The sequence below is a fragment of the Magnetococcales bacterium genome (genome assembly GCA_015232395.1).
In the GTDB taxonomy this organism is placed as follows: domain Bacteria; phylum Pseudomonadota; class Magnetococcia; order Magnetococcales; family JADFZT01; genus JADFZT01.
Genome location: JADFZT010000032.1, coordinates 16,522 through 37,255, shown reverse-complemented (window position 1 = coordinate 37,255; position 20,734 = coordinate 16,522). Strand labels below are relative to the sequence as shown.

15 protein-coding genes are annotated in these 20,734 nt (G+C 56.1%); 9 read left to right on the top strand and 6 right to left on the bottom strand.

The window, feature by feature from the left end:
• Positions 1-272: 272 nt before the first annotated feature.
• Positions 273-1,064, top strand: a complete 792-nt coding sequence (locus HQL52_10535; protein ID MBF0369884.1) for a DUF3365 domain-containing protein — start codon at positions 273-275, stop codon at positions 1,062-1,064.
• Between the two features lie 74 nt (positions 1,065-1,138).
• Here the strand turns inward: HQL52_10535 and HQL52_10530 are convergent, their stop codons facing one another.
• The 3 genes from HQL52_10530 to HQL52_10520 are packed head-to-tail and all read right to left on the bottom strand — an operon-like array spanning position 1,139 to position 4,956.
• Positions 1,139-2,629, bottom strand: coding sequence for a hypothetical protein (locus HQL52_10530; GenBank protein MBF0369883.1), 1,491 nt, complete (start codon positions 2,627-2,629; stop codon positions 1,139-1,141).
• The gene (locus HQL52_10525; protein ID MBF0369882.1) at positions 2,626-3,831 is read right to left on the bottom strand and encodes a hypothetical protein; all 1,206 of its coding nucleotides are present in this window, start codon (positions 3,829-3,831) and stop codon (positions 2,626-2,628) included. Before HQL52_10525 ends, HQL52_10530 begins: the two co-directional genes overlap by 4 nt.
• Before the next feature lie 36 nt (positions 3,832-3,867).
• The gene (locus HQL52_10520; protein MBF0369881.1) at positions 3,868-4,956 is read right to left on the bottom strand and encodes a hypothetical protein; all 1,089 of its coding nucleotides are present in this window, start codon (positions 4,954-4,956) and stop codon (positions 3,868-3,870) included.
• A 122-nt stretch (positions 4,957-5,078) separates the two neighbouring features.
• Between HQL52_10520 and HQL52_10515 the strand changes: the two genes are divergently transcribed.
• Together HQL52_10515 and HQL52_10510 are read left to right on the top strand one after the other, a co-directional pair.
• Entirely contained in the window at positions 5,079-6,722 is a 1,644-nt protein-coding gene (locus HQL52_10515; protein ID MBF0369880.1) for a hypothetical protein, read from the top strand.
• Positions 6,712-6,888 carry a hypothetical protein gene (locus HQL52_10510; protein MBF0369879.1) on the top strand — a complete coding sequence of 59 codons (177 nt, stop codon included), beginning with the start codon at positions 6,712-6,714 and terminating at the stop codon, positions 6,886-6,888. The genes HQL52_10515 and HQL52_10510 overlap by 11 nt, the downstream gene beginning before the upstream one ends.
• 17 nt (positions 6,889-6,905) lie before the next feature.
• On the opposite strand, the gene cas6 is transcribed toward HQL52_10510, so the two are convergent.
• Positions 6,906-7,883, bottom strand: coding sequence for a CRISPR system precrRNA processing endoribonuclease RAMP protein Cas6 (gene cas6, locus HQL52_10505; protein ID MBF0369878.1), 978 nt, complete (start codon positions 7,881-7,883; stop codon positions 6,906-6,908).
• 434 nt (positions 7,884-8,317) lie between these two features.
• Between cas6 and HQL52_10500 the strand changes: the two genes are divergently transcribed.
• Genes HQL52_10500 through cmr6 form a run of 6 tightly spaced genes read left to right on the top strand, consistent with a single transcriptional unit; the run spans position 8,318 to position 16,371 of the window.
• Complete coding sequence (locus HQL52_10500; GenBank protein MBF0369877.1) at positions 8,318-9,556, top strand: hypothetical protein; 1,239 nt, start codon at positions 8,318-8,320, stop codon at positions 9,554-9,556.
• Positions 9,553-12,810, top strand: coding sequence for a type III-B CRISPR-associated protein Cas10/Cmr2 (gene cas10, locus HQL52_10495; protein MBF0369876.1), 3,258 nt, complete (start codon positions 9,553-9,555; stop codon positions 12,808-12,810). Before HQL52_10500 ends, cas10 begins: the two co-directional genes overlap by 4 nt.
• Entirely contained in the window at positions 12,810-14,030 is a 1,221-nt protein-coding gene (locus HQL52_10490) for a hypothetical protein (protein ID MBF0369875.1), read from the top strand. The genes cas10 and HQL52_10490 overlap by 1 nt, the downstream gene beginning before the upstream one ends.
• A gap of 7 nt (positions 14,031-14,037) precedes the next feature.
• Entirely contained in the window at positions 14,038-15,057 is a 1,020-nt protein-coding gene (cmr4, locus tag HQL52_10485; protein MBF0369874.1) for a type III-B CRISPR module RAMP protein Cmr4, read from the top strand.
• A complete protein-coding gene (locus HQL52_10480; GenBank protein MBF0369873.1) occupies positions 15,054-15,497 on the top strand; it encodes a hypothetical protein in 444 nt (147 codons plus the stop codon). The genes cmr4 and HQL52_10480 overlap by 4 nt, the downstream gene beginning before the upstream one ends.
• Entirely contained in the window at positions 15,490-16,371 is an 882-nt protein-coding gene (gene cmr6, locus HQL52_10475) for a type III-B CRISPR module RAMP protein Cmr6 (GenBank protein MBF0369872.1), read from the top strand. Before HQL52_10480 ends, cmr6 begins: the two co-directional genes overlap by 8 nt.
• A 133-nt stretch (positions 16,372-16,504) precedes the next feature.
• On the opposite strand, the gene HQL52_10470 is transcribed toward cmr6, so the two are convergent.
• A complete protein-coding gene (locus tag HQL52_10470) occupies positions 16,505-19,324 on the bottom strand; it encodes an aryl-sulfate sulfotransferase (GenBank protein MBF0369871.1) in 2,820 nt (939 codons plus the stop codon).
• A gap of 20 nt (positions 19,325-19,344) precedes the next feature.
• Positions 19,345-20,685, bottom strand: a complete 1,341-nt coding sequence (locus tag HQL52_10465; GenBank protein MBF0369870.1) for a hypothetical protein — start codon at positions 20,683-20,685, stop codon at positions 19,345-19,347.
• Between the last annotated feature and the right edge of the window lie 49 nt (positions 20,686-20,734).

Genomic DNA, 20,734 nt, shown 5'->3' with positions numbered 1-20,734 from the left:
CCTATCCGCAGCCAATAGAGACCCTGCCGAAAGAAACCCTGCCACACAAACATTCTGGCAACCATTCTCTCCTCAGGGAACAGAGGTCATTTTTCACATTCAGCCCCCCCTTGGCAAAAAAAATCGTCACATTGAACCTCTTCCACCAAAACCGCATCTATGGATTGTGCCTGATATCATCCAGCGTGCCACACCTTCCCCCCAAGCTCAATTCGGGGCATAGTGTCGGCTTGAATTGTATCATCAACTCTCAAATCTTTGGGAAATCCGCCGTGGAAGACGCATCCAGCAAACGCCTTGTGGCCAGAATCATCGCAGTCAGTCTGCTGATTCTGCTGGGAAGTTATGTGTTGATCTTTTCCCTGGTCAAGGGGGTGATTGAGCAGGAGGCCAAGAATCATATGATTCAACAGGCCCGGGCCATCACCGTCCAGGCCGAAGCCACCCGCCGCTATGTTTCGGAGATGGTCGCCGACGAGGTGTTCGATCCATCACTGCTGGCCGAGGCGCAAAAATATATTGGCCGTAAAGGAGCCACCTCCAAAGAGGAAATCCTTAAGGTGGCCCGGCTGACACGCTACTATCGCACCATTCCCATTGTGGCCAGCTGGACCGTTGGTCAGGGAATCGCCCATGACGCCCTCTACACCTTCCGGGTGGTTCGGGTCAATGCCCGTAGCTCCAAACATGAGGCCACCCCCATCGAGCGGCAGATGCTCGACAAGATCGACCGGGACGGGGTGGATGAATATTGGCAGATCGATGAAGAGATCAACGCCTTACGCTATATGCGACCCATCGTCATGAAAAAAGAGTGTATGCTGTGCCACGGCAGCGTCAAAGACTATCCTGAAGGCCAGGGTCTGGATCCCCTGGGCATCAAGATGGAAGGATGGGAGCGGGGCGAGCAGCATGGCGCTTTTGAAATCATCTCCGACCTGAAACCCATGCAGGAGGCCATTCGCAAGGTACAGCGGGATCTCTTGGCCATCGGCATGATGATGATCGTGCTGATGCTTCTGACCGTGCCGATCTGGTTTCAGATGGTCGCCAAAAAAGAGTAACCCCCCCATCGGCTCAATCCTGGCAAGCAGGGTGACAGAACCCATTGATCCATCAAGGCTCTGTCAGCCAACGGTCAAGGCCCCCTCCATTCCACACCAGGGGGTGGCCTGTCCAGGTTCAATAGATAGAGCCGGTCGTTGACCTTTTGCAGGGCGTCTTGAATGTCGGGATCCCGCTGCAGGCGATTTCGCTCAGGCCCCACGCCGACATATTCATAAATCACCGCCCGCCGCAGGTGCCATCTCTCAATCAACTCATGCTCCCAGTAGGGGGCATAGTGGAGGATGGTGCCATCGGCAAAATAACCCGCCCGCTCCCATCCCCTGGGGGTGTTGCCATCGTAGTAGCGGCTGAGGAATATCACCGTTTGGTCGTGACTTGGCGTAAAATGGTCCATCCAGGCGAGATTTTCCCGGGCCCGCTGCTGCTCACTCACCAGTCGCAGATTATCCACCTGGGGCAAGGAAATGTGGGGGTGAACCCAGCGCTGAAAAACCGGCACGTTGTAGTAAAGGATGGTGAAGCCGTTCCACAACAAAAACAGCCCCAAAAGCCCCTGCCGCCCCCCTGGTCCCAGTCGAGATAAACGGACCGCCCCCCACCAAGCCAAAAGAGGGGTGATGGGGAGAAAATAGCGGATGTTGTAGGCTGCCCCCTGGTAGAAGAGCACCGTCGAGATAAATATGCCCAGCTGCCCCCCCCAAAGCCATCCGGATCGTCCCCGCCAGGGTGGCCGCCCCAGAAAAAAAATCGGCAGCAAGCCCCCCCATAAAATCCACAGATAAACCCCCAGACACTGGAGGTTTTCCCAAACGATGGCCGAACGCTCCTGCCCCCCCAAAAAATTATCCTGATTGTGGGAAAGATTGAAGGTAGGCACCCACCCCTTTTGGGCGGCGAGCAATATCCCCAAAAGCCCCAGCAGTGGCCCGAGCCATCCCCATAAACGCCCCCGGCTTTCCCGCCACTGCCACTGAAGATCACTGCGCCGGATCAATCCAAGCACCCCCCAGATCGGCAACAGCACAAAACCGTGATGCTTGACCCAGATCCCCACCAACACCGCCAACGCCCCCAGAGAACCGTCCCACGCTTTGGCCTCCCGGGAGAGGGCGCGATCCAAAAACAGAATGCCCAGGAGAAAAAATCCAGCGAACAGCGTATCGGGATAGGCGGAGGTAAATTGATAGATGACAAGGGGATTTAGAAAGGTGAAGAGCAGCCCCAACCCGACGATGGCTGGATCCTTGGCATAGCGGCGCAAAAAAAGCAGCACCATCAGAGACCAGAAGGCGGTCGCCACCACAGAAGCGGCTTTCAACCCCCCATCCACCCCCAGCCAGGCCACCAAGGGCGCCGCCAGCACCGAAAATCCCATGGGTTTATTAAAGGTACGCCTGGCAGCCTCCCGGGAAAAAACCCCCTCGGTGTGAATGGCGTGGGCCACATCCCCATAAAACAGGCTGTTGCGAACGAGGGGTAATTCTCGCTGCTGCCAGGTAAAGAGCGCCCCGAACAGAATAAAGATCACAACCAATCCGCTCTGAAGAGGGATGGGCTTCATGGGCTTTCCTCCCGCAACAGATCCCAGGCCACCTCGGCATAAGCCCGATACCCTGCCTGAAACGGGTGGCCGTCGTTGCCAGCCGGATAAAACCGCCCCCCCTCCCCCACCACCCGATCCAGGGCGGTGCTCACAGAGGGCAAGGCACTTTTGGCGGGAATGTTATTTTCAGCAAAAAAGGTCAGATAGCGACTCACCAGATCCACCTGGCTGGCGATGTGGCGGGCATACTCCGGGGGAATATCCAGCCCCTGAGCCAAAGCCCAATGATGGACCACCTGCTCCCGGGAGGGAATGATCATCACCAGGAGCTTTCCTCCCCAACGTGCAATCATCTCCTGGATATCCTGCAATAGAACCAGGCTATCCAGATGGTTGTGCCAGATCCGGGTCTGGGTCAAATCAGTATATTGAAAGTGGCGACGCACCCTTTTTTCCGCCACGTCGATGCTGCCAGCAGCGGATGGAAAGGCATACACCCGGGGGCGTTGTTCATCATCCATGCCTGAAAATCGCTCCTGGAGCGGCGTCCAGATCCAATAGTCCAGGGCACTCACCGTGGCACTCCCGGTGATAACCTTCACCATCCGCCCCGGCGCAAAAGCTTCGATTGATTTTGACCACCCGCTTTTGGCTGTCGGGCTCTTCGCCGCTGAGTCAGCTGGTTTTTTTTGGCTTTTGGAATCCGGAGAAGAGCTTTGGCAATGGTCCGGCCCCAGCAGCCTCAACCGCTGGGAAAGCTTTTGATAGTGGGGCTTGGCCAGAAGATGGCAGGTATCGATCAGATCGTTGGCCGGATAGAGCCCGATGAGGATGGTCTTGGCGCCGTCGCTTAAAGCCTTCTGCACCAGATAGTGATATTGCAGCACATTGTAGCCGCTTACCCCCAGGTTATAGACGCTTTGGCCTGATAACCGGGAAAGAAGAGCCGGCCAACTCTCCCGGGAGGCGACATTCACCCCATAGGTGTGGGAATCCCCAATGGCGGCGATCTCATAGCTGGAGGGCACCCGGGGATTGCGAAATCCTTGCCGATCCACCCCTGGCAGCTCTGGATTCAAGGTGTAGCCCAACACCGTGTGGCGCGCCCGATTGGCCATCTCCCCATGGATGGGAAAAGGGGTAAACAGCCTCAGACCTACCTCAAGCACCACCAGACCAAAGAGAAGTGAGATCAACAGCAGGGCTGAGTTTTTCGCCATCTCTCCCCCTTTGTCAGACCACCAAACGCCACGGGTTCAACCTGAATCCGAAAGGGAGGATGAACCCACCCCAGAGCTACCCGACGCGGTCCCAGAGATGGTTTCAGGCTTGGCTGGTGAAGAATCATCCCCATCGTGATTCTCCCCATCCTGAATGACGCCATCCATGGGCATCAGAAAAAAGAGGGCACTGGGAATGATCACGAAGGCCAAGGGCAGGAAGAGGCGAACTTCGTCGACTTCCGCCATCATAAAGTGCAGCCAGACAAAAATGGGCACGATCCACATGCTTCGGCGCACAAATCGGGGTTTATCGGCCATTTTGCGAAAGGAAAATATCCAGAACGCCCCGAAAAGAAACAAAAAACTGAGAAACCCTCCCCACCAGTAGTAAATAAATGGCAGGGAAAGCTGGCTCATCAGTTGGGTGGTATTTTCAACCCAGGGGGAGACCTCCAGCTCCTCGAAGGCGGCCACCACCGGCAGGTGGCGGTTGTGGTAGCGAATCAATCCCACCACCAAAAATCCAGGCAAAGCCACCATCGCCGTGCGGCTGACCAGTCCCAGGAGAGCACTCCGGGCAAAGCCGCGAAAATGAAACAAAAAATAGACCCCCGGCAAAAAAAGCATGGTCTCGTTGTTCAGGCTTCCCAAGGCCAGGGCCACCATGAATCCAATAGTTTCCTCCTCCCGAATGGCCCAAAGCCCCAACAAAAAAGTCAGCAACAGCAGGGGAGTGGACTCCTGGAGGTCGTTAAAATAGCTCAGAGGCATGATGGCCGCCAAAAACAGCACTCCCGAAAACGCCCCCCCCGCCCGGAACCAATGCCGGAGATAGAGATGAAAGGCCAGAAAAACCAAAAAGATAAACAGCCCTCTCTGTAAAATGTAAGCCTCCCGGATGGTAAACCCCAAGAGATTATGAAAAGATTCCGGAATCAAAAATTGAAACAGTCGGGATTGCTCGTTATTGATATATTGGAATTTCATCAACAGCTCATGATTGCTCTCCAGGCTGCCGTTAAAATAATCGTCGGTCAGAATAAGCTTGAGCCGCAGATTGATCAGGGCCAAAAAAAAATAAACGCTGCCATAGGTGAGAGATTCCCGAATCATCAAGCCCATGGACAGGGTTTCCTGAACTTTCAGGTCGGCGTGGGGGGGGCATTCACAAGCCAAGAAAAGGCCCTTTCGTCAAAGTGAAAAAGAGGCGTGGATGGAGCATCCATGATACAAGATCAAGGGAGATGATCAAAACCTCCGCCAAATATCGTACCCCCGACTTTTTGCTCCAGTGGAGTGCTGTGCTTTTGAGCTTCGGCATCGCTGTTTGGGGCAACTATCCCGCCTTCATCAACGACTATCTCAAAACCGACGACGCCCGGGCCAATATTTTTTGGTTTCACCGGCTCCTGGATCCGGAGCTGTTTCAGAATGACCTGCTGACCGATTATGCCATTTTTTTAGAAGCCCTGGGCCCCAAATATTTTTACACCTGGGCCAGCTATTTGATGGATCCGTTCCTCTTGGAAAAGCTGGTGCCTATTTTTCTCCACACCTTGACCGGCTGGATTCTCTATCGCCTGGGCCACCATCTGGCAGGCCCCTGGAGCGGATTTCTCTTCACCTTTACCTTTGTCTGTTTTCCCAGCCATCTGGAGCTTTTTAACGCCGGTTATTCCCGTACATTTGCCTATCCCGGCGTGATACTCGGGGTCTATTTTCTCACCACCCGCCGCATCGTTCACATGATGTGGCTCTCCCCCCTGATGGCGCTTTTCTATCCCATCGTTTTTTTGATCAACTCCACCACTTGGTTTTTCTGGGTGGTGATTCGCCTCAAGTGGCGACCCGTCGGCATCGCACCCAAACGCTTGATCACTGTATTCATCGCCGGGATGCTCCTCTCCGCCCCCTGTGTGATTCCCAAATATCTCACCCCGGACGACCGCTTTGGGCGGCTGATGAATTATGAGGAGACCGTCAACCATCCGGGGAGTTACAAAAATGGCCGCAACAAAATTCTCCCCAAGGAGCCCTATGACGAAAAAATTCTGGATGCGCTGGATGAGCCTTTTATCATTCTCTCTTTTTTGGTGATTTTCTTTTTTTTGGACCGAAAACCCCTCTCAGTGCCCCTGGAATTTTGGCTCACCATCGCTTCGGGCTGGCTGCTTTATGAGCTCGCCTATCAGATGCTGCTGACCCTCTATTTTCCTTATAAATATTTCCGATATTCATTTGTTTTCATTATGTTTTTCATCATCAGTCTGGGGTTTGGGCGACTGTTGAACGCCCTTCCCAACCACCCGGCCCGCTTGGCGGGGTTGGTGGTGATTGCCTTTTTTGGCTACCACTATTATGGCGATCAACTGAAGCGTGGGGGGAATTATGACGACTATCGGGAAAAAGTGCCCCTCTATGACTATCTCCACACCCTGCCCAAGGATGCCCTGATTGCCGCCAAACCTTATCTGGCGGATGATTTCCCCCTCTTTGCCGCCCGCAAGGTGTTGATCAATTTTGAGCTGGCGAGCCCCTGGTTCGTCAACCATTGGGCCACGGTGAAAGAACGAACCGAAGATTTTTATGCCGCCTACTATGCCAGCCGTCTCACCGATATCATCGCCTTTCGGGATAAATATCAGGTGGACTATCTGGTGGTGGATAGTGAGGATTTCAAGCTTTTGGACCGCAAGCGCTTTTATTTCAATCCCTTCAACGATTTTATTCGAAAGCGCATAGAGGATAACCGCCACCGCTTTTTCCTCCCCCACCATCTCAAACGCCTCTCCCAGTTTCAGTACAAAAACTACCACGTCATCGATACCAGCCGCCTGGACCGACTGCAATCGTGGGCCTTCCCCCGAAATCTCGGTGATGAACCGTAAACCCCGAAGCCCCCAGCCCTCCCCAGCCAAAACAGCCGGGTTTCTTTCGCCCCTCTCCCACGGGTCTTTTTCCTGGAAATTTGATGGGCACTATCTCCTGGTGGCTGATGGCAAGGGGAATATTCTCTGCCGACACACCGATATGATCTCCCCCACCTCCCCCTGAATCCAGCACCCCCCCCATCAAGAGCCGGAAGATGGTGGGGTTGGCGTGGAAAGAAGACGATATTTGCCAAAGCCGAAACCGGTCGCTTTGCCTGTGTGGAGGATTTCTCCCAGGCGCAACCAGGGGGTAAAAGGGGTCAGATCACCGTCAAAGGAAGCCGTGCCGAAGAGCCCACCCAGAATCAAATATTTTTTTTGCCGGGAGGAGTAGCGGCGATATTCCACCCAGCGCATCCCCTCGTGACAGCTCTGGATCTGCTTGGCCTGCTGGATCAGCTGGGGGATTTCTGCTGGCAGGGGGCCGTGGCCGTAGAGGCGGGAGAGGTCGTCCAGGCGAAAGAGCAGGGAGCGGAAAAAGCTTTCAAAGGAAAATGTGGTGACATACTTTCCCCGGGACTTAAAGCGCAGAGGGGTGAGGGCCTCCAGAATAACGGGGCTTGGCAGGGGTTGGGGAGCACAGGAAGGCTTAGGAAAGTCGCTGATTTTATTCACCGGCTGCAAGCGATTTTCCTGTAACTCATAGAGGGTGTGACTCGATTCCCCAACCAGGAGCGTGACTTGATGGAGTTGAAACCGAACCCGATGATAGCCCAGCCCCAGCTGCCCCATTTTGGCGCAAGCAAGCACCAGATGGGGCAGAGCTTTGAGGGCTGACCCCATGAGGATCAGCTCGGCGCTGAAAGTTTCGTGGGGGGGCAGCTCTTTTTCCAGGCTCAACGGCGGGGTGAGGATAAAGGGATGGGGGGTGTGGTTGGGGCCTTTGCGATAGGTTTCAGTGTGGGGCTGGGTGGGGGATTCATAAATCGTCAGATAGAGGCACTGTTGCTGAAGCAGACATTTGGAGCAGGGGGTGGATTTATCCGGGCAGACCAGATCCCGCAAAGCCCTGCCAAAAAGCCCCCGAAAGGCCGACCCTTTGTAGCCGAACAGGGGGATGGGTTCCGGGGCTTGAAAATGCAGCTGCAAACGCTGATGGGGAATCCACGTTTCAGTCAAGGTGCACACCCAGGCTGAATCGACCCCGACACCCTGTCAAATCAACGTCCATCTTCTCCCCTTCCCAAACGCTCACCACCCTTTTGCCCATTTTCTTTTCATCAAAGCCAAAAAGAACTATCATTTATCATCCGCCCCTACCAGGAAAAACAGTTGCTGGGGACGTGTGGTGATGGGGGAAATAACTGGTTGTGTTGGAAAGGGGGATGCGCTAGGATCTGAATGAGTTAAGATTTTATTTTGTCCGCAGGCCGGAACCCACGCCCATTTTCAGATCGGATCCGCTCCATGCCTGATTTTGCCAGCCCTGATTTATTGCAATCGAAGAGGAGAAGCTTTTTTCCTGGCTTCCTCATCCCTGCCGCCAGCTCCGGCCTCCTTGAAAAAGCAATAACAGCCCAACCAAGCCCCCTCAACCATCCGGGTGAAAACCGATGATCGGGGAGTTGGAGCTGACGTTTCAGGTTTTGACGCCGATGTTTCTCCACGGCAGCGAACCCCGATATAGCCCCGACCTGAGGCCCCCCTCCCTCAAAGGGGCCTTGCGTTTTTGGTATCGGGCGGTGGATCCCGATTTTCGCCGCAACGAACCGATCCTCTTTGGCACGGCCAGCAACGCCGACCAGGGCTCAGGGCAGAGCCTGTTTAATCTGCGTATCGAACCCCTGAAACCCCTCCGCTTTTTTACCTGGGATGATCGACTCGCCAACAGCTTTCACGCAGGCCACGGCACCCACCGGAAAAATGGTTTGATCTATCTGGGCTATCCCTTTCAGATGCGCAAAAAAAAGGGGGTGGTCTCCCCTCCCCCCCAAGCTATTGATGTCGGCACCCGTTTCAAGGTGCGCTGTATTTTGCCCCGGTTTGGGGATCAGGAAAAATATCGGAAGGCCATTGCCGCTTCCTTTTGGCTGCTGGGTCATTATGGGGGGCTGGGAAGCCGTTCCCGCAGAGGTTTTGGCAGCATTGCCCTCCTGGAATGGAAAGGCGTCAGAGGGGAATGGCCGGAACTTGAGGAGTTGCCACTTCTTCACAAGGCAATAACGCCTCGGGAGTGGGGGAAAACCTCCAAAGATACAAGAGAGATGATTAGAAACTGGTTCCCCAAAAAATGGGACTCCAGCACGCCTATGCACCCTCATATCGGTGAAAAATTCACGTCCACTCTCTCTCTGAAGTTTCGTAATGATAAACAGCGATTTTTCGATCAAAAGGATTGGCCCCATGGATTAAATGAAATGGGGCGCAGGCTTCAGGATTATCGCGTACGTCACCAGCCCGATTACCAAAATGTCAAAGATCATATCGAGGGGGACAAAAATCTGCGCCATCCTCCTGAACGGGTGGCATTTGGCTTGCCTCTGGCTTTTCAATACAGCTCTCTTCCCAAGGACCGCAGGCGCCTGCAATTTTTCCCCCCGGAACAAAAATCCCCGGGGAGCACTCGCCAAAAATCAGGTCCACAAAAATCCGGCAGGCACGCCTCCCTGCTACACCTGCGGCTGATTTTGCTCAATGGCAACCTCTACCCTCTCTACCTGCGCATGGGAGGGGCGGTTCCGGGGGATGCGGGGGTGGCGGTCACCATGGATCGACCGGGCACCCCCCTTCTGCCCATCTCCGATAACCTCCTGGATCAATTCATGACCTTTGCCAAAGGGGGTTGGAAATGACCGAAGCTGAATTTTGGCAACGCAAGCTCCAGCAATATTTCCACGACTCCCCGGACAAGCTGTTTTTTCTCAAGACCAAGGGGGGCCACGGCAAGGTGGCGGCTGAACATTTTGCCGCCTTTTTAGGTCTGAAAGAGGGTGCCAAGCCGCCAAAAAAGCTGAATGATACCGCTGCCGATGTCGCCGCCACCGGCGCTGATCGGCCCATGCTGACCATCTATACCTGGAAACAAAAAGGCGCCAAACCCTTTGATCTCCACTGGCCCTCCTCCCCCATCCTGACCCACCCTCTGGATAACGCCCCCATCGATTTTGGCTCCCAAAAAATCCAGAGCAAGAATCAAGCGGCCAAGGAGAGAAAGGCGACCCGGGAAGCCCTGTGGAAAGATGCTGACGAAGCAGCCAAATGTATCGCCTCCCCCACCCCGGAGTGGGATCAATCGATCTCAGCCAAAACAGCTTTTTTTCAGGTATGGAGAAACTATCGGGATAAAATCGTCTCCCGCAGCGACAGCGATAATCGGAACAATATTGTCGCCCAGAGCGACAGGGATAAAATCCACGCCTCCATGTGGCGGCACATGCCTGCGGATTCCAGGGATCCGGATCACACCATCTGGGATCATTTGAAGGTGACTTCCGCGCTCTCCTTCATGAAGCGCAAGGATTCATCCGAGGCCCGCACCCCCTGGATGTTGCGGTTTGCCATCGGCCCGGTGGGGGAATATCTGGAAGAAGCCCGCTCCAGCCGGGATTTGTGGGTGGGTTCCTTTTTGATCTCCGATCTCGCCTGGCACGCCATGAAGCCCTTTGTGGAAAAATATGGCCCGGACGCCATCGTCTATCCCGATCTCAACGGCAACCCCCGGGCGGACTTCGGCTTGCAGGAAATAATCCCCGAAACTTTACCGGAAGGCGCCCAAACCGCCAGCTTCGCCTCCCTGCTGCCCAACGCCTTCGTGGTCTTGGTTCCAAGGGGTGATCAGGAAAGCGAACATTTGGAGAGACTCGAAAAGCTGGCGGAAAAATCCCGGGAACAGGTAGAGGCCCGATGGCAGGCGTTGGCAAACCTGGTCGAAAACTGGCTGCTATCGGTGAAGGGTGAAGGCAATTGGCAGCAGATCTGGAAGCGCCAACTCAAAACCATGCCCCTGCACACCACCTGGGTTGCGGTGCCTTGGCTACCACTGGATCAAACCCGGGAAGAGCGGCTCAAACCCTGGCTGGCTGATGAGGTCTGGAACCAGTATGAAAAAAACCGCGAGGTCTTTGATCAGACCAACTCGACCTTGCTCCACAGTGAGCGGGGATTCGACTATGCCCTGACCCATCATCAACTGCGAATGCGCCATCAACTCCGCAATCAATCGCCCCCCTACACCCTGGGAGAGGCTGAGCCGGGGGAAAAGTGTACGCTCTGTGGCAAGCGAGAGGCGCTGCGCAACGAAACCGAAGGCACCATGGATGGCCAGCGGGCTTTGACCCGAAAATTTTGGACCCACCCACTGCTCGACCCGGATCAGTCGGGTTCCGAACGGCTCTGCGGGGTGTGTTCCGTCAAGCGGTTTATCGTAGAAGCTGGGGTGACTCATGAAAACAAACTCATCGGGCTCAACCCCCTCTGGGCAGGCTCTAAGGTAACCTTGGGTGATCTGGGAGAGAGCAGCAAACCCCGAGTCCCGTTTCCCCCCGCCCCGGCAGTGGCTGCACAAGTGTATATGGAAAAAATTGTTGGGGAGCCCAATCTGGAAATCCTGCTGGCAGGGGTCTGTCAGGCTTATTTGGATACCAGGCTACCTCTCACCACCTTCCCCCGCGCCCTCCCCCGATTGGCCATGGCCTTGGAAAATGCCACCGACAATGGCCGGCACTATCTGAAAATGGATACCCAGCTCGTGGTCTTTCCCGATGCGCTGCGGGGATTGAGGGATTCATTGGCGCGGCGCAAAGTTGACGAAGAGACCCGAAAAAATCAGCCTTCCCTGACCTCTCTGGATAAACTTGAACAAGCCGTCCGAAAGCTGCAAAACGCAGCCGCCAAACAGAACATTCGCCCTCCTGCCACCCGCTTTGCGGTGATCCGGATGGATGGGGATTCCATGGGCAAGCTGCTTTTGGGGGAAGAGGGCAAGATCGGGGCGTGTTGGCAGGATATCATCCACCCTGAAGCAGTTAAAAAGGTGCATGGCCATCCGCAGATGGAAAAAGCGGGCTGGAAGGAGTTGTTGGGGGAGCAACGTTTGATGGGGCCTTCCCTCCACGCTTTCATCAGCCGGGCGTTGGCGGAATTTGCCAACCGCATCGTTCCCTGGGTGGTGGAGCGGGAGTTTTCCGGTCGTTTGATCTATGCCGGTGGGGATGATCTGCTCTGCCTCGCACCCGTCGCCGATGCCCTGCCCCTGACCGCCCGCTTGCAGCAGCTCTTTTCCGCCCCCTGGGTGATCGATACGGATCCCGACATCGAACTTTGGGAGTGGCGCAAACAGGGATCGAAAGAACCCCATGATCCCAAGAAAAATCGCCAGCGGTTCCAGATCCCCAAGATGCCGCAGAACTGTTCTGATGAGGAAAACATCCCAGCCATTCGCCTGCCGGTGACAGAGGTGGATCTGCTGGAAGAGCATGTGGTCGGCAGGGAATCGGTCCTAAATCCCGACATGCCGGTGGATGGGCTGCTCATTCCGATGCTGGGCAGGCACCAAAGCCTCTCCGCCGGAATCGCCATCGGTCACTATAAAACCCCCCTCTCCACCCTGCTGGTACAATCGAAATCGCTCCTCAACGATCTGGCCAAAGATAAGTCCGGACGCAAATCCATCGCCCTGGGCCACAACTCCCGCAATGGCGTCAAGACCGAGTTTGCCCTCAAATGGCATCGTGAAGGAGAAGAGCGCCCCAACGCCCATCACATTATGGGGGATGTCAGCAAAGGGTTTGGCGATGGTCAAATCCCCAACCGGCTGCCTTACAAGCTCCGGGGATATTCCAGCCAGATCGATGCGCTTTTCCAGCGTGTCCGGGATGAAAACAGAGGGGAAATGCCCAAGGTGGGGGAGAAAGAGTGGCAAAATCATTGTCGGCCCCTGCTGCTGGGATTGTTGAAGCTGGCCCTGGATGGCAAAAAACCGCAAGCTCTGGATCAGATTTTGACCCTTTGGGAGAGGGGGCTGGCACTCCATGATGAGAAAGTGGACAAGGGGGTGGATGGCTTGCTCCTTTGCCGATTGCTCTCCCGGGAAAGGGAGGAGACGTGATGCAAGGGGATCCTTTTTTCATTCAACCCATCGAGCCTCTCTATTTTGGCCAAGCCCGCTCCTTCAGTGCGGGTGAGTCTCACAGTGGCCGCTCCCAATTTCCCCCCACCCCCTTTACCTTTCAGGGCCTGGTACGAAGCCACCTGCTGCGCTCGGTAACCAACCCGGTGCTCAATCTGGATGATTGGTCCAAAACAGCCAAAGCGGAACGGGAAAAGTTGATCGGCCCTCCCGGAAAATTGCCCGAGACCTGGCAGCTGCAAGGCCCCTATCCCGCCCAGAAAGTCCACATTTCCGGAGAAAGCCGGGAATGGCTCGCCCCGTGGGTGCCCGCTCCCCGGTTTATGCTGCAAAGTAGCCAGGAAAACAGACCTGAACCAGCCCGGATCATCTCCTCCAGCCATCCTGGACTGGATGATCGGGGGGAAGATAAACCGCTCTCTCTGGGAAGACCCGACAGACCGGATGCCAAACCCCTCCACGGCTGGATCGGTCCTGACAATCTGGCCTTGGCTTTGGACCCAAAGGGCAATCACCGCTGGGATCCCGATCAACAGCGTGCCCAAAGACCCCCTTTTGTCCACGAGGAGGTGCGCCCCGGCATCCAAATCGATTCTCAAACCGGCACCGTTTCTCCTGGCATGCTCTACACCCTGAACACCCTGCGGTTTGATTCCAAAAGCGGCTTTGTGGGGAGCTTTTCCGGCCTGTTGGATCACCACCGGATCAAACCCCACCCCCTGATCCAAGGGGTGGGGGGGATGGGGAATCGCAACCGGGTGGTACAATTTGAAAAACCAGCCCCCTTTCATCCCAGCTGGCAGCGGATTTTTTCCGGCCAACATCTGCCCAGGCAGGTGGAAAAAAACCACACCTTTTGGCTGCTCACGCTCAATCCCGTGCGGTTGCAGGATCTCAATCATCCCCTCACCGAAGATGCCCTCTCCCCCCAGGTGCGAATTCGTTTTTTAGGGGCGATGCTGGGAAAACTCCAGGTGTTGGGCGGATTTTACATGAGTAAAGCCCAAAGCCACGCCAACCGGCAGTTTGTCCCTGCTGGCAGCGCCTGGCTCTTTCGCCTGGAAGGGGGAGAAGATCGGGAGCGGAGGGAGGTTTTGCAGCAGCTCAACGACGCCCACCTGATCGGCGACCCCCAAGAGCAGGCTTTTGGATTTGGTCACACCGTGGTCGGCATCGGCCCAACATCTTGGAAGGAATGAGGCCATTATGACTGTCTGGCAAGATGTGGCCCTCTCGGCCATCTACACCCTCACCCCCACCCATTGCGGCACCGGCTCCACCTCGGGCGCCATCGATCTACCCATCGCCAGAGAAGCGGGGAGCGGTTTTCCGGTGCTCCCGGCCACCTCTCTGAAAGGGGTCGCCAGGGAGGCCTGGGAGAAGGGAAATGTTCAATCCACCCACCCCAAAGAGGAGCCGGTGACCGAACTCTTCGGCCCGGACCCATCCAAGGATGAAACAGAAGTGGGGCTGAAGGCCGGGCGACTGGCTTTCACCGAAGGGCGTCTGGTGGCCTATCCCGCCCGCGCCATCAACCGCCCCTTTCTCCACGTCACCTGCCCCCTGATTCTGGAGCGACTGGAGCGGGACATGAGGGCTCTCGGTTTTAAAGGATTCCCCTTTCCCCATCCATCCATAAGCCACTCCAGTCATAAAGTGCTGGTGGCGGATAAGGATCTCCTCGGGGAGAGCCTGGTGGTGGAGGATCTGGTGTATGCCAAGGAAGAAGTGAACACCTCACCTGAACTCACCCAGCTGGCCCAAGGGTTGGCGGCACTGCTTCCCAGGAGCGAAAAGGCCACCCAAGAGCGGCTACAAAAGGGACTGGTGGTGATTCCGGACCAGGACTTTCATGATTTGATCCAGCGGGCCGTTCCGGTGGCAGCCCGCATCAAACTCACCCAAGGCAAAACCACTACCCCCTATAAAGATCCCGTCACCGGTGATACCGACGAGTCGGGCAATCTCTGGTATGAGGAGCATCTGCCTGCTGAGACGCTTTTTGTCTCCTTTATTGGTGAGCGCCGCCAGGTGTGTGGCGCCAATCAAAAAAAATCGGCTGAAGGGAATCAAGGGGAGTCCCCTCCGGCAAGGGTTCTCGGGCTCGATCTCTTCCGGCAAGAGAGTGATCTCATCCGGGTAATCCAGATTGGTGGCAACGAAACCGTGGGGCAAGGGGTCTGCTTTTGGAACCTCCATGGCAATCCATGGGGGATATCCAAATGATGCCTGATGGAGAAAACAATCTAATCCGCTTGAGAGCCCGGGCCGCCTTGGATGAAGTGCTCAGCTGGAACAAGCGTCCCTGGCAAAAGGAAGCCCTCTCTCTCTCCCGGGAGCTACCGGTCAATCTGCGTAGGCTGGGGCTTTCAGTGCAGTGGGCGACCCTTCTCAACCAGGGCCAGCAACACCATAAAAAACTGCTGGTTTTTTTCTCCAACTGGCTGTTGCAGGAGATGCCGGGGCAGCCACTCAAACCCTATGTCACCCAGATTAAAAACGGTGAGGAGGGATTAACCGTCCTGAAGGCCATCATTCAAGCCAAGCGGCCCGACTATCTGGTGGTCCAGCGGGAAGCCATCGCCATGGCCTCCCAGGTCAAGCTTTTGGCCGATGCCCTCTACAGCAACCCGGAAGAACCCAAGCAGGAAAAAGACCATGGGTGACGGACTTGTTTTTTCCCCCAGCCTCTCCCAGGTCACCCCCCTCTTTAAACATCCCCTGCCCACTCTGGCCCACGCCGGGCTGGTGTTTGACCGCTACCTGCCCATCTGGGAAGGGGAGGCGTGGGGCCACCCTCCCCAACCCAAGCCCAAACGGGTCGAGGAGCTGCAACCCCGCCTGAAAGAGTTTGCCGATGCCTTCAACAAACGCCAAAAAGATAAGCGCCATCAGGATCTATTGAGTCACTATCACCAACGCTGGGATCGCTTGACCCAACCGTTGGGACTCAAGCTTGCCAGCTTTGTGGTTCAGTGGCGGCTGGTGAGCGGATTGGGGGCTGCCCACCCCACAGAAAATGGTTTTTCCTTTGATGCCGTTATGGGTGTGCCCTACCTCACCGGATCCGCGATCAAGGGAGTTTGTCGCCAGGCGGCTAAATTGGAGGGGGTGGATCCCGGGGAGATCGAACAGCTCTTCGGCCCTGAAACCGTCAAAGCCGATGAATCTACCACGGGTCGTGGCGCGCTGATATTTTACGACGCCTTTCCCGCCCGCTGGCCTGGGCTACGGGTGGAGGTGATGAACTGCCACCATCCCGACTATTATGGCCAGAGTGAGGGTGATCAAAAACACGCTCTCCCCAACCCCCTGGAAAATGAAAATCCGGTCCCGATCTTTTTCCTCGCTGTAGCGGAAAAGAGCGAATTTGTGTTTCGATTTGCCTGTCGGGATGGGGATGAAGCGCGGCTGGAGCGGGTGGAAGAACTTTTGGAAAGCGGCCTGGATCTCCTGGGCATTGGTGCCAAAACCGCTGTGGGCTATGGGGCGATGTGGAGTCGGTTTCGCTACGAGGAGATCATGCTCGATCAATCATAACTCTGATGCAAAAAATGTACTGGATGGCGTTTATAAATGAGGGGCTCTACAGCTGTTGCAGAGCCCCTCATTGATGGTTGGCCTATGGCCTCTGTTCAGAAATGATGGATCGAGAGCTACCTTCTCTTTGCACTCACTCCTGAAACTCGTACGCACCGATATCCACCGCGCCATCATCCCGGCTGTTGCCATCCACATCCCCCTCCGGGGCGCTGTAGGTGACCTGCACGGTATCGTCCAGAGGATCCTCAACACTATAGGCGGTATAGCTCTCCACACCCGCATCGATAGCCAGAGAGCCGCTGTCCGGAGAATAATCCTCACTCCCCTCCGTGGTGCTGACAAACTGGATATCGCTGGTGGTGACCATATCCACCCCGAACGCCCCCCCCCCAACGATGGAGTTGACCAGCAACGGCTCACTGGCGTGCCAGTTGGACTGGTTGGCATCCCCATTCAGGCTCGTGGTGTTGTTCCAGAGGATGGTGTTGATCAGGATCGGCTGGTTGGGAGTGTCGGTGTAGCCTCCCTGGTAGATTCCGCCGCCTGCGTCATAGGCGTTGTTGGCGATGATAGTGCAGTTGGTCAGCACCGGGTGAGAAGCGCTCTCATTGGCCATGGCTCCCCCCCGCAGGTCTGCTTGGTTGCCGCTCATGAGACAGTTGGTGAGAACTGGTGAGCTGGACCAATCGTTGAAGATCGCCCCCCCCTTGCTGGCAGCGGTATTATTGCTGAATGTGGCGTTGGTGAAAGTGGAATGGGTATGGACCTCATTCACCACAGCCCCGCCCTCGCCCCGGGATTCATTCTCTTCGAAGGTGACATCGGTAAAGCTGGGAGCGTCATACCCCCCTTCCGGGGCATCCCCGGTGGAAGTCGCCACCATGTTATAAACCCCGCCGCCCACTTCAGCGTAGTTATTGCGGAAGTTGACCTTGTTGATGGTGGGTGCCACCTGGAAGTTGAGCAGGCCGCCGCCACGATTCACCCCTTCCTGACAGAGAATGTCGGTGATGGAGCCATCGGAGCTACACGAGCCGCTGGCGGTTTCACCCGAAGCGTATCCCTGCTCCACAAAAAAGCCCCTCAGGATCGCGTTATTGGCTCCCTTGACCACGTGATAGCTGTTGCCGGAGTTGAGCACGCCGTCAAAATCCACATCCCCGGAAAGGATGGTCTCGTTGGCGGTCCATTTTTGTTCCGCCCGGCTGCTCTCCCGACCATCGAAACCACCATAAACCCCAACCCCCTCCACCATCGTGAAGGAACGGGTCCGGGAGCCGTTTGGTGCGGGATAGTAGGTTCCCTCTGCGACCCAGATCTCATCACCGCTGGTCACGTTATTGAGGGCCAGCCCCAAACTGCTGTAGGCGTTGGTCCAGCTGTTGCCGTTGTTGCTGCCACTGGCGTCGGCATCCACATAGACGATATCGCCGCTATCGGGCTGACCACCCTCGATGGTGGTGTCCCCGGTCAGCACACGGCCGTCAAAGCCTTCATAATCAGAGCTGTATCGGGTGGCGCGAAAGACAATGTTGACACTTGCAGTCTCACCCTGAGCGGCAATGCCGGAGTTGGATACCGGATTGATATAGGACCAGACGGTGTTGCCGCTTGAATCCACTTCAAAAATATGGCCATCCTCTCCCTCGCAGATCAGGGTGTTGCCGTTCTCAAGACGCTGGGTTCCGGAGATGGAATCGGAAAAAAAGTCAGCGTCCGACGCATCGCTGTTGTAGCTCCAGCTGATGGTGGAATTCTCTTCCCAGGCACCGTTTGAGAGGGTGTATTCCCCGGTGGCGTCGTTCCAGGGGGTGGTGACCTGTATGATGTCGCTATAGTCCCCATCCCGGCCCTCGCCGTTATTGTACATGATGATATCCCCTTCCCCGGAGAGCCCGGAGCCAATCCACTGGGAATCATGCTGGCCGTAGAGAACCCGATCGTCGTCGGTCCCCTGACCGTAAGCCTTGGGATTGCCCCAGCGGTAGAGGAGATCCCCACCCGCGCCTGAATTTCCGCCACTGCCCGTAGCCGCCTGGGCGGTGGTGGTGGAGTGGTCGATGATCCACACTTCGCTGAAGTTGCGGCTGGAAAGAATGATCTGATCCAGGTCGGCGTTATAGTCGATGGCGTTAAAGTGGAGCCAGTCGTCGCCGGTGTAGGTGTTGGAGTTGCCGACAAAGTTGATATTGATCTTGTGGGGATAGTCGGAAGTGGAGGTGACATAGTTGTCCTGGCTGGAGCTGTACTGCTGCACCAGGTGATCCCAGGCGTGCCACTCCCACACCACCGTGTCGGTATCCGGATCGATCTCAAGCACCGCTTCCGACCAGATTTCGGTATCACTCATCCGGTTGGGATTGCGTCCGGCGGTCTCAGCTTCGTCGCTGCTCTTTTTTTCCCAGGCGATGAGCAGCACGTTGCCGTCACTCTCGCAGCCATTGCAGTCGATATATTCAATGTCATGGTGAGGACGGTATTCAGCCCCATTCAGGGTGCCTGCCAGGGTATAGCTCCAAACCACGTCGCCATCCCAGTCCATCCGCTCGATGATCCCCCCTGCACCGTTGGCGCTGATATCGGTGGTTCCCCCATCCCATTCACCGGTACGCAGCAGATCCCCATCCGGCAGAATATAGGCGGAAAAAGCCGGGGTGTAGTCGCTGGTCCAGGAGTTGACCACCTGGCCTGCGCTATCGATCAGGAAAGTGGAACCGGAAGCCATGGGGGCAATGAGGGTCACCCCTTCCGATGCAGAACCGGTATCGGTGATCACCCCGACGGTGTTTTCCCCCCAGGCGGTGCCGCTAGTACCCAGGGTGAGTGCCATGGCCAATGCGGCCAGGGAGGCTCCCCAGAACAGACCCATCCCGTCTGCATCAGGTGTGGCCACCCGCGCCAGTTGGGTCGGCGGCTGACCAGGCTTCCGGAGATTATTTGATTTTTTCACGTTGTTTCTCCCGAAAGATCCTATTGATATTCGTAAGCGCCAATATCAATGACACTGTCCCGGGGATTGCCATCCCTGTCTTCGGTGGGGGCGGTATAGGTGGTGCCATCATAGGTGTAGCTGGAGACCCCCCCATCCACTGCCGGAGAGGTGGCGCTCGACAGGGAATAGTCGTCGTTGTCCGAGTCGCTGAATCCGGAATCATCACTGGCCACCATATCCACGCCCCAATAGCCATTTTCAACGATGGAGTTGACCAGCAAGGGTTCATTGGTGTGCCAGTTGCTGATGTTGCCGTAACCGGCGATATCCAGGGTGTTGTTCCAGATAATGGAGTTGATGAGGACCGGCGCGTTGACGTTCTGGTTGAAGGAGCCCTGGTAGAGCCCGGCTCCCATCTCATAGGCGGTATTGTCGGCGATGGTGCAGTTGATCATCACCGGTGACGAGGTGCCATCATTGCCCATGGCTCCGGCTCGAAAAGCATCGTTACCGGAAAAGAGGCAGTTGACCAGGGTGGGAGAGCAGGCCCAGTCGTTATACATGCCCCCGCCCTTGGCGTCGGTATAGTTGTCGATAAAGGTGACCCGCTCCATATAGGGGTGGGTGTAGAGATCGTTGGCCACCCCTCCCCCCCGGCTGACGGCATAGTTTTCCTGGAAAGTGACGTTATAAAAACTGGGAGCGGTATAGTCCCCCGACTGGATGGAGGTCGCCGCCATGTTATAGACAGCCCCCCCCTTCATGGACCAGTTGTAGCGGAACACCATGTTTTTAACGGTGGGCGCAGTCTGAAAGTTGAGCATGCCCCCGCCATAGGTCAGCCCCTCGCTTTCAAGCACGGTGCTGGCGGTGGTCGCCTGGGTGGTGCTGGTGGTGGTTTTGGAAGAACTCTCGCCCCGGGCGTTGGCATACTCGACGAAAAAGCCATCGATGGTGGCGTCGTTGGCGCCTTTCAAGATGTGATAGGAGTTGTCAGCCTGACGGCTTTCCCCAATCGCACCGGAAAGAATGGTCTCGTAGGTTTCCCAATCCCGCTCATCCACCGACGCTTCGCTGCCCTGGAAGCCGCCATAAATATCGACCCCCTCGATCATCTGGAAGGTATCGGAACGGTCGTCATCCTGGGAAGGATAGTAGGTTCCCTGGGCCACCCAAATCTCATCGCCATTGACAGCGCTGGCGAGAGCCGTGGAAAGCTCGGTATAGGCGGTGGACCAGGAGGTGCCGGTCTCGGTGCCGGAGTTGTTATCCGTATCCACATAAATCACGCTGGCCTGGGCTGCGCCGGAAAAAAGCGCCACCCCCAACCACACACTACATTTAAACCACCCAAGGTGGTTTGATTTTGCCTTGATCATCGGAGCTATCTCCTCTGAATAGATCTTGTCGTACAGGGCCAATGCCGGG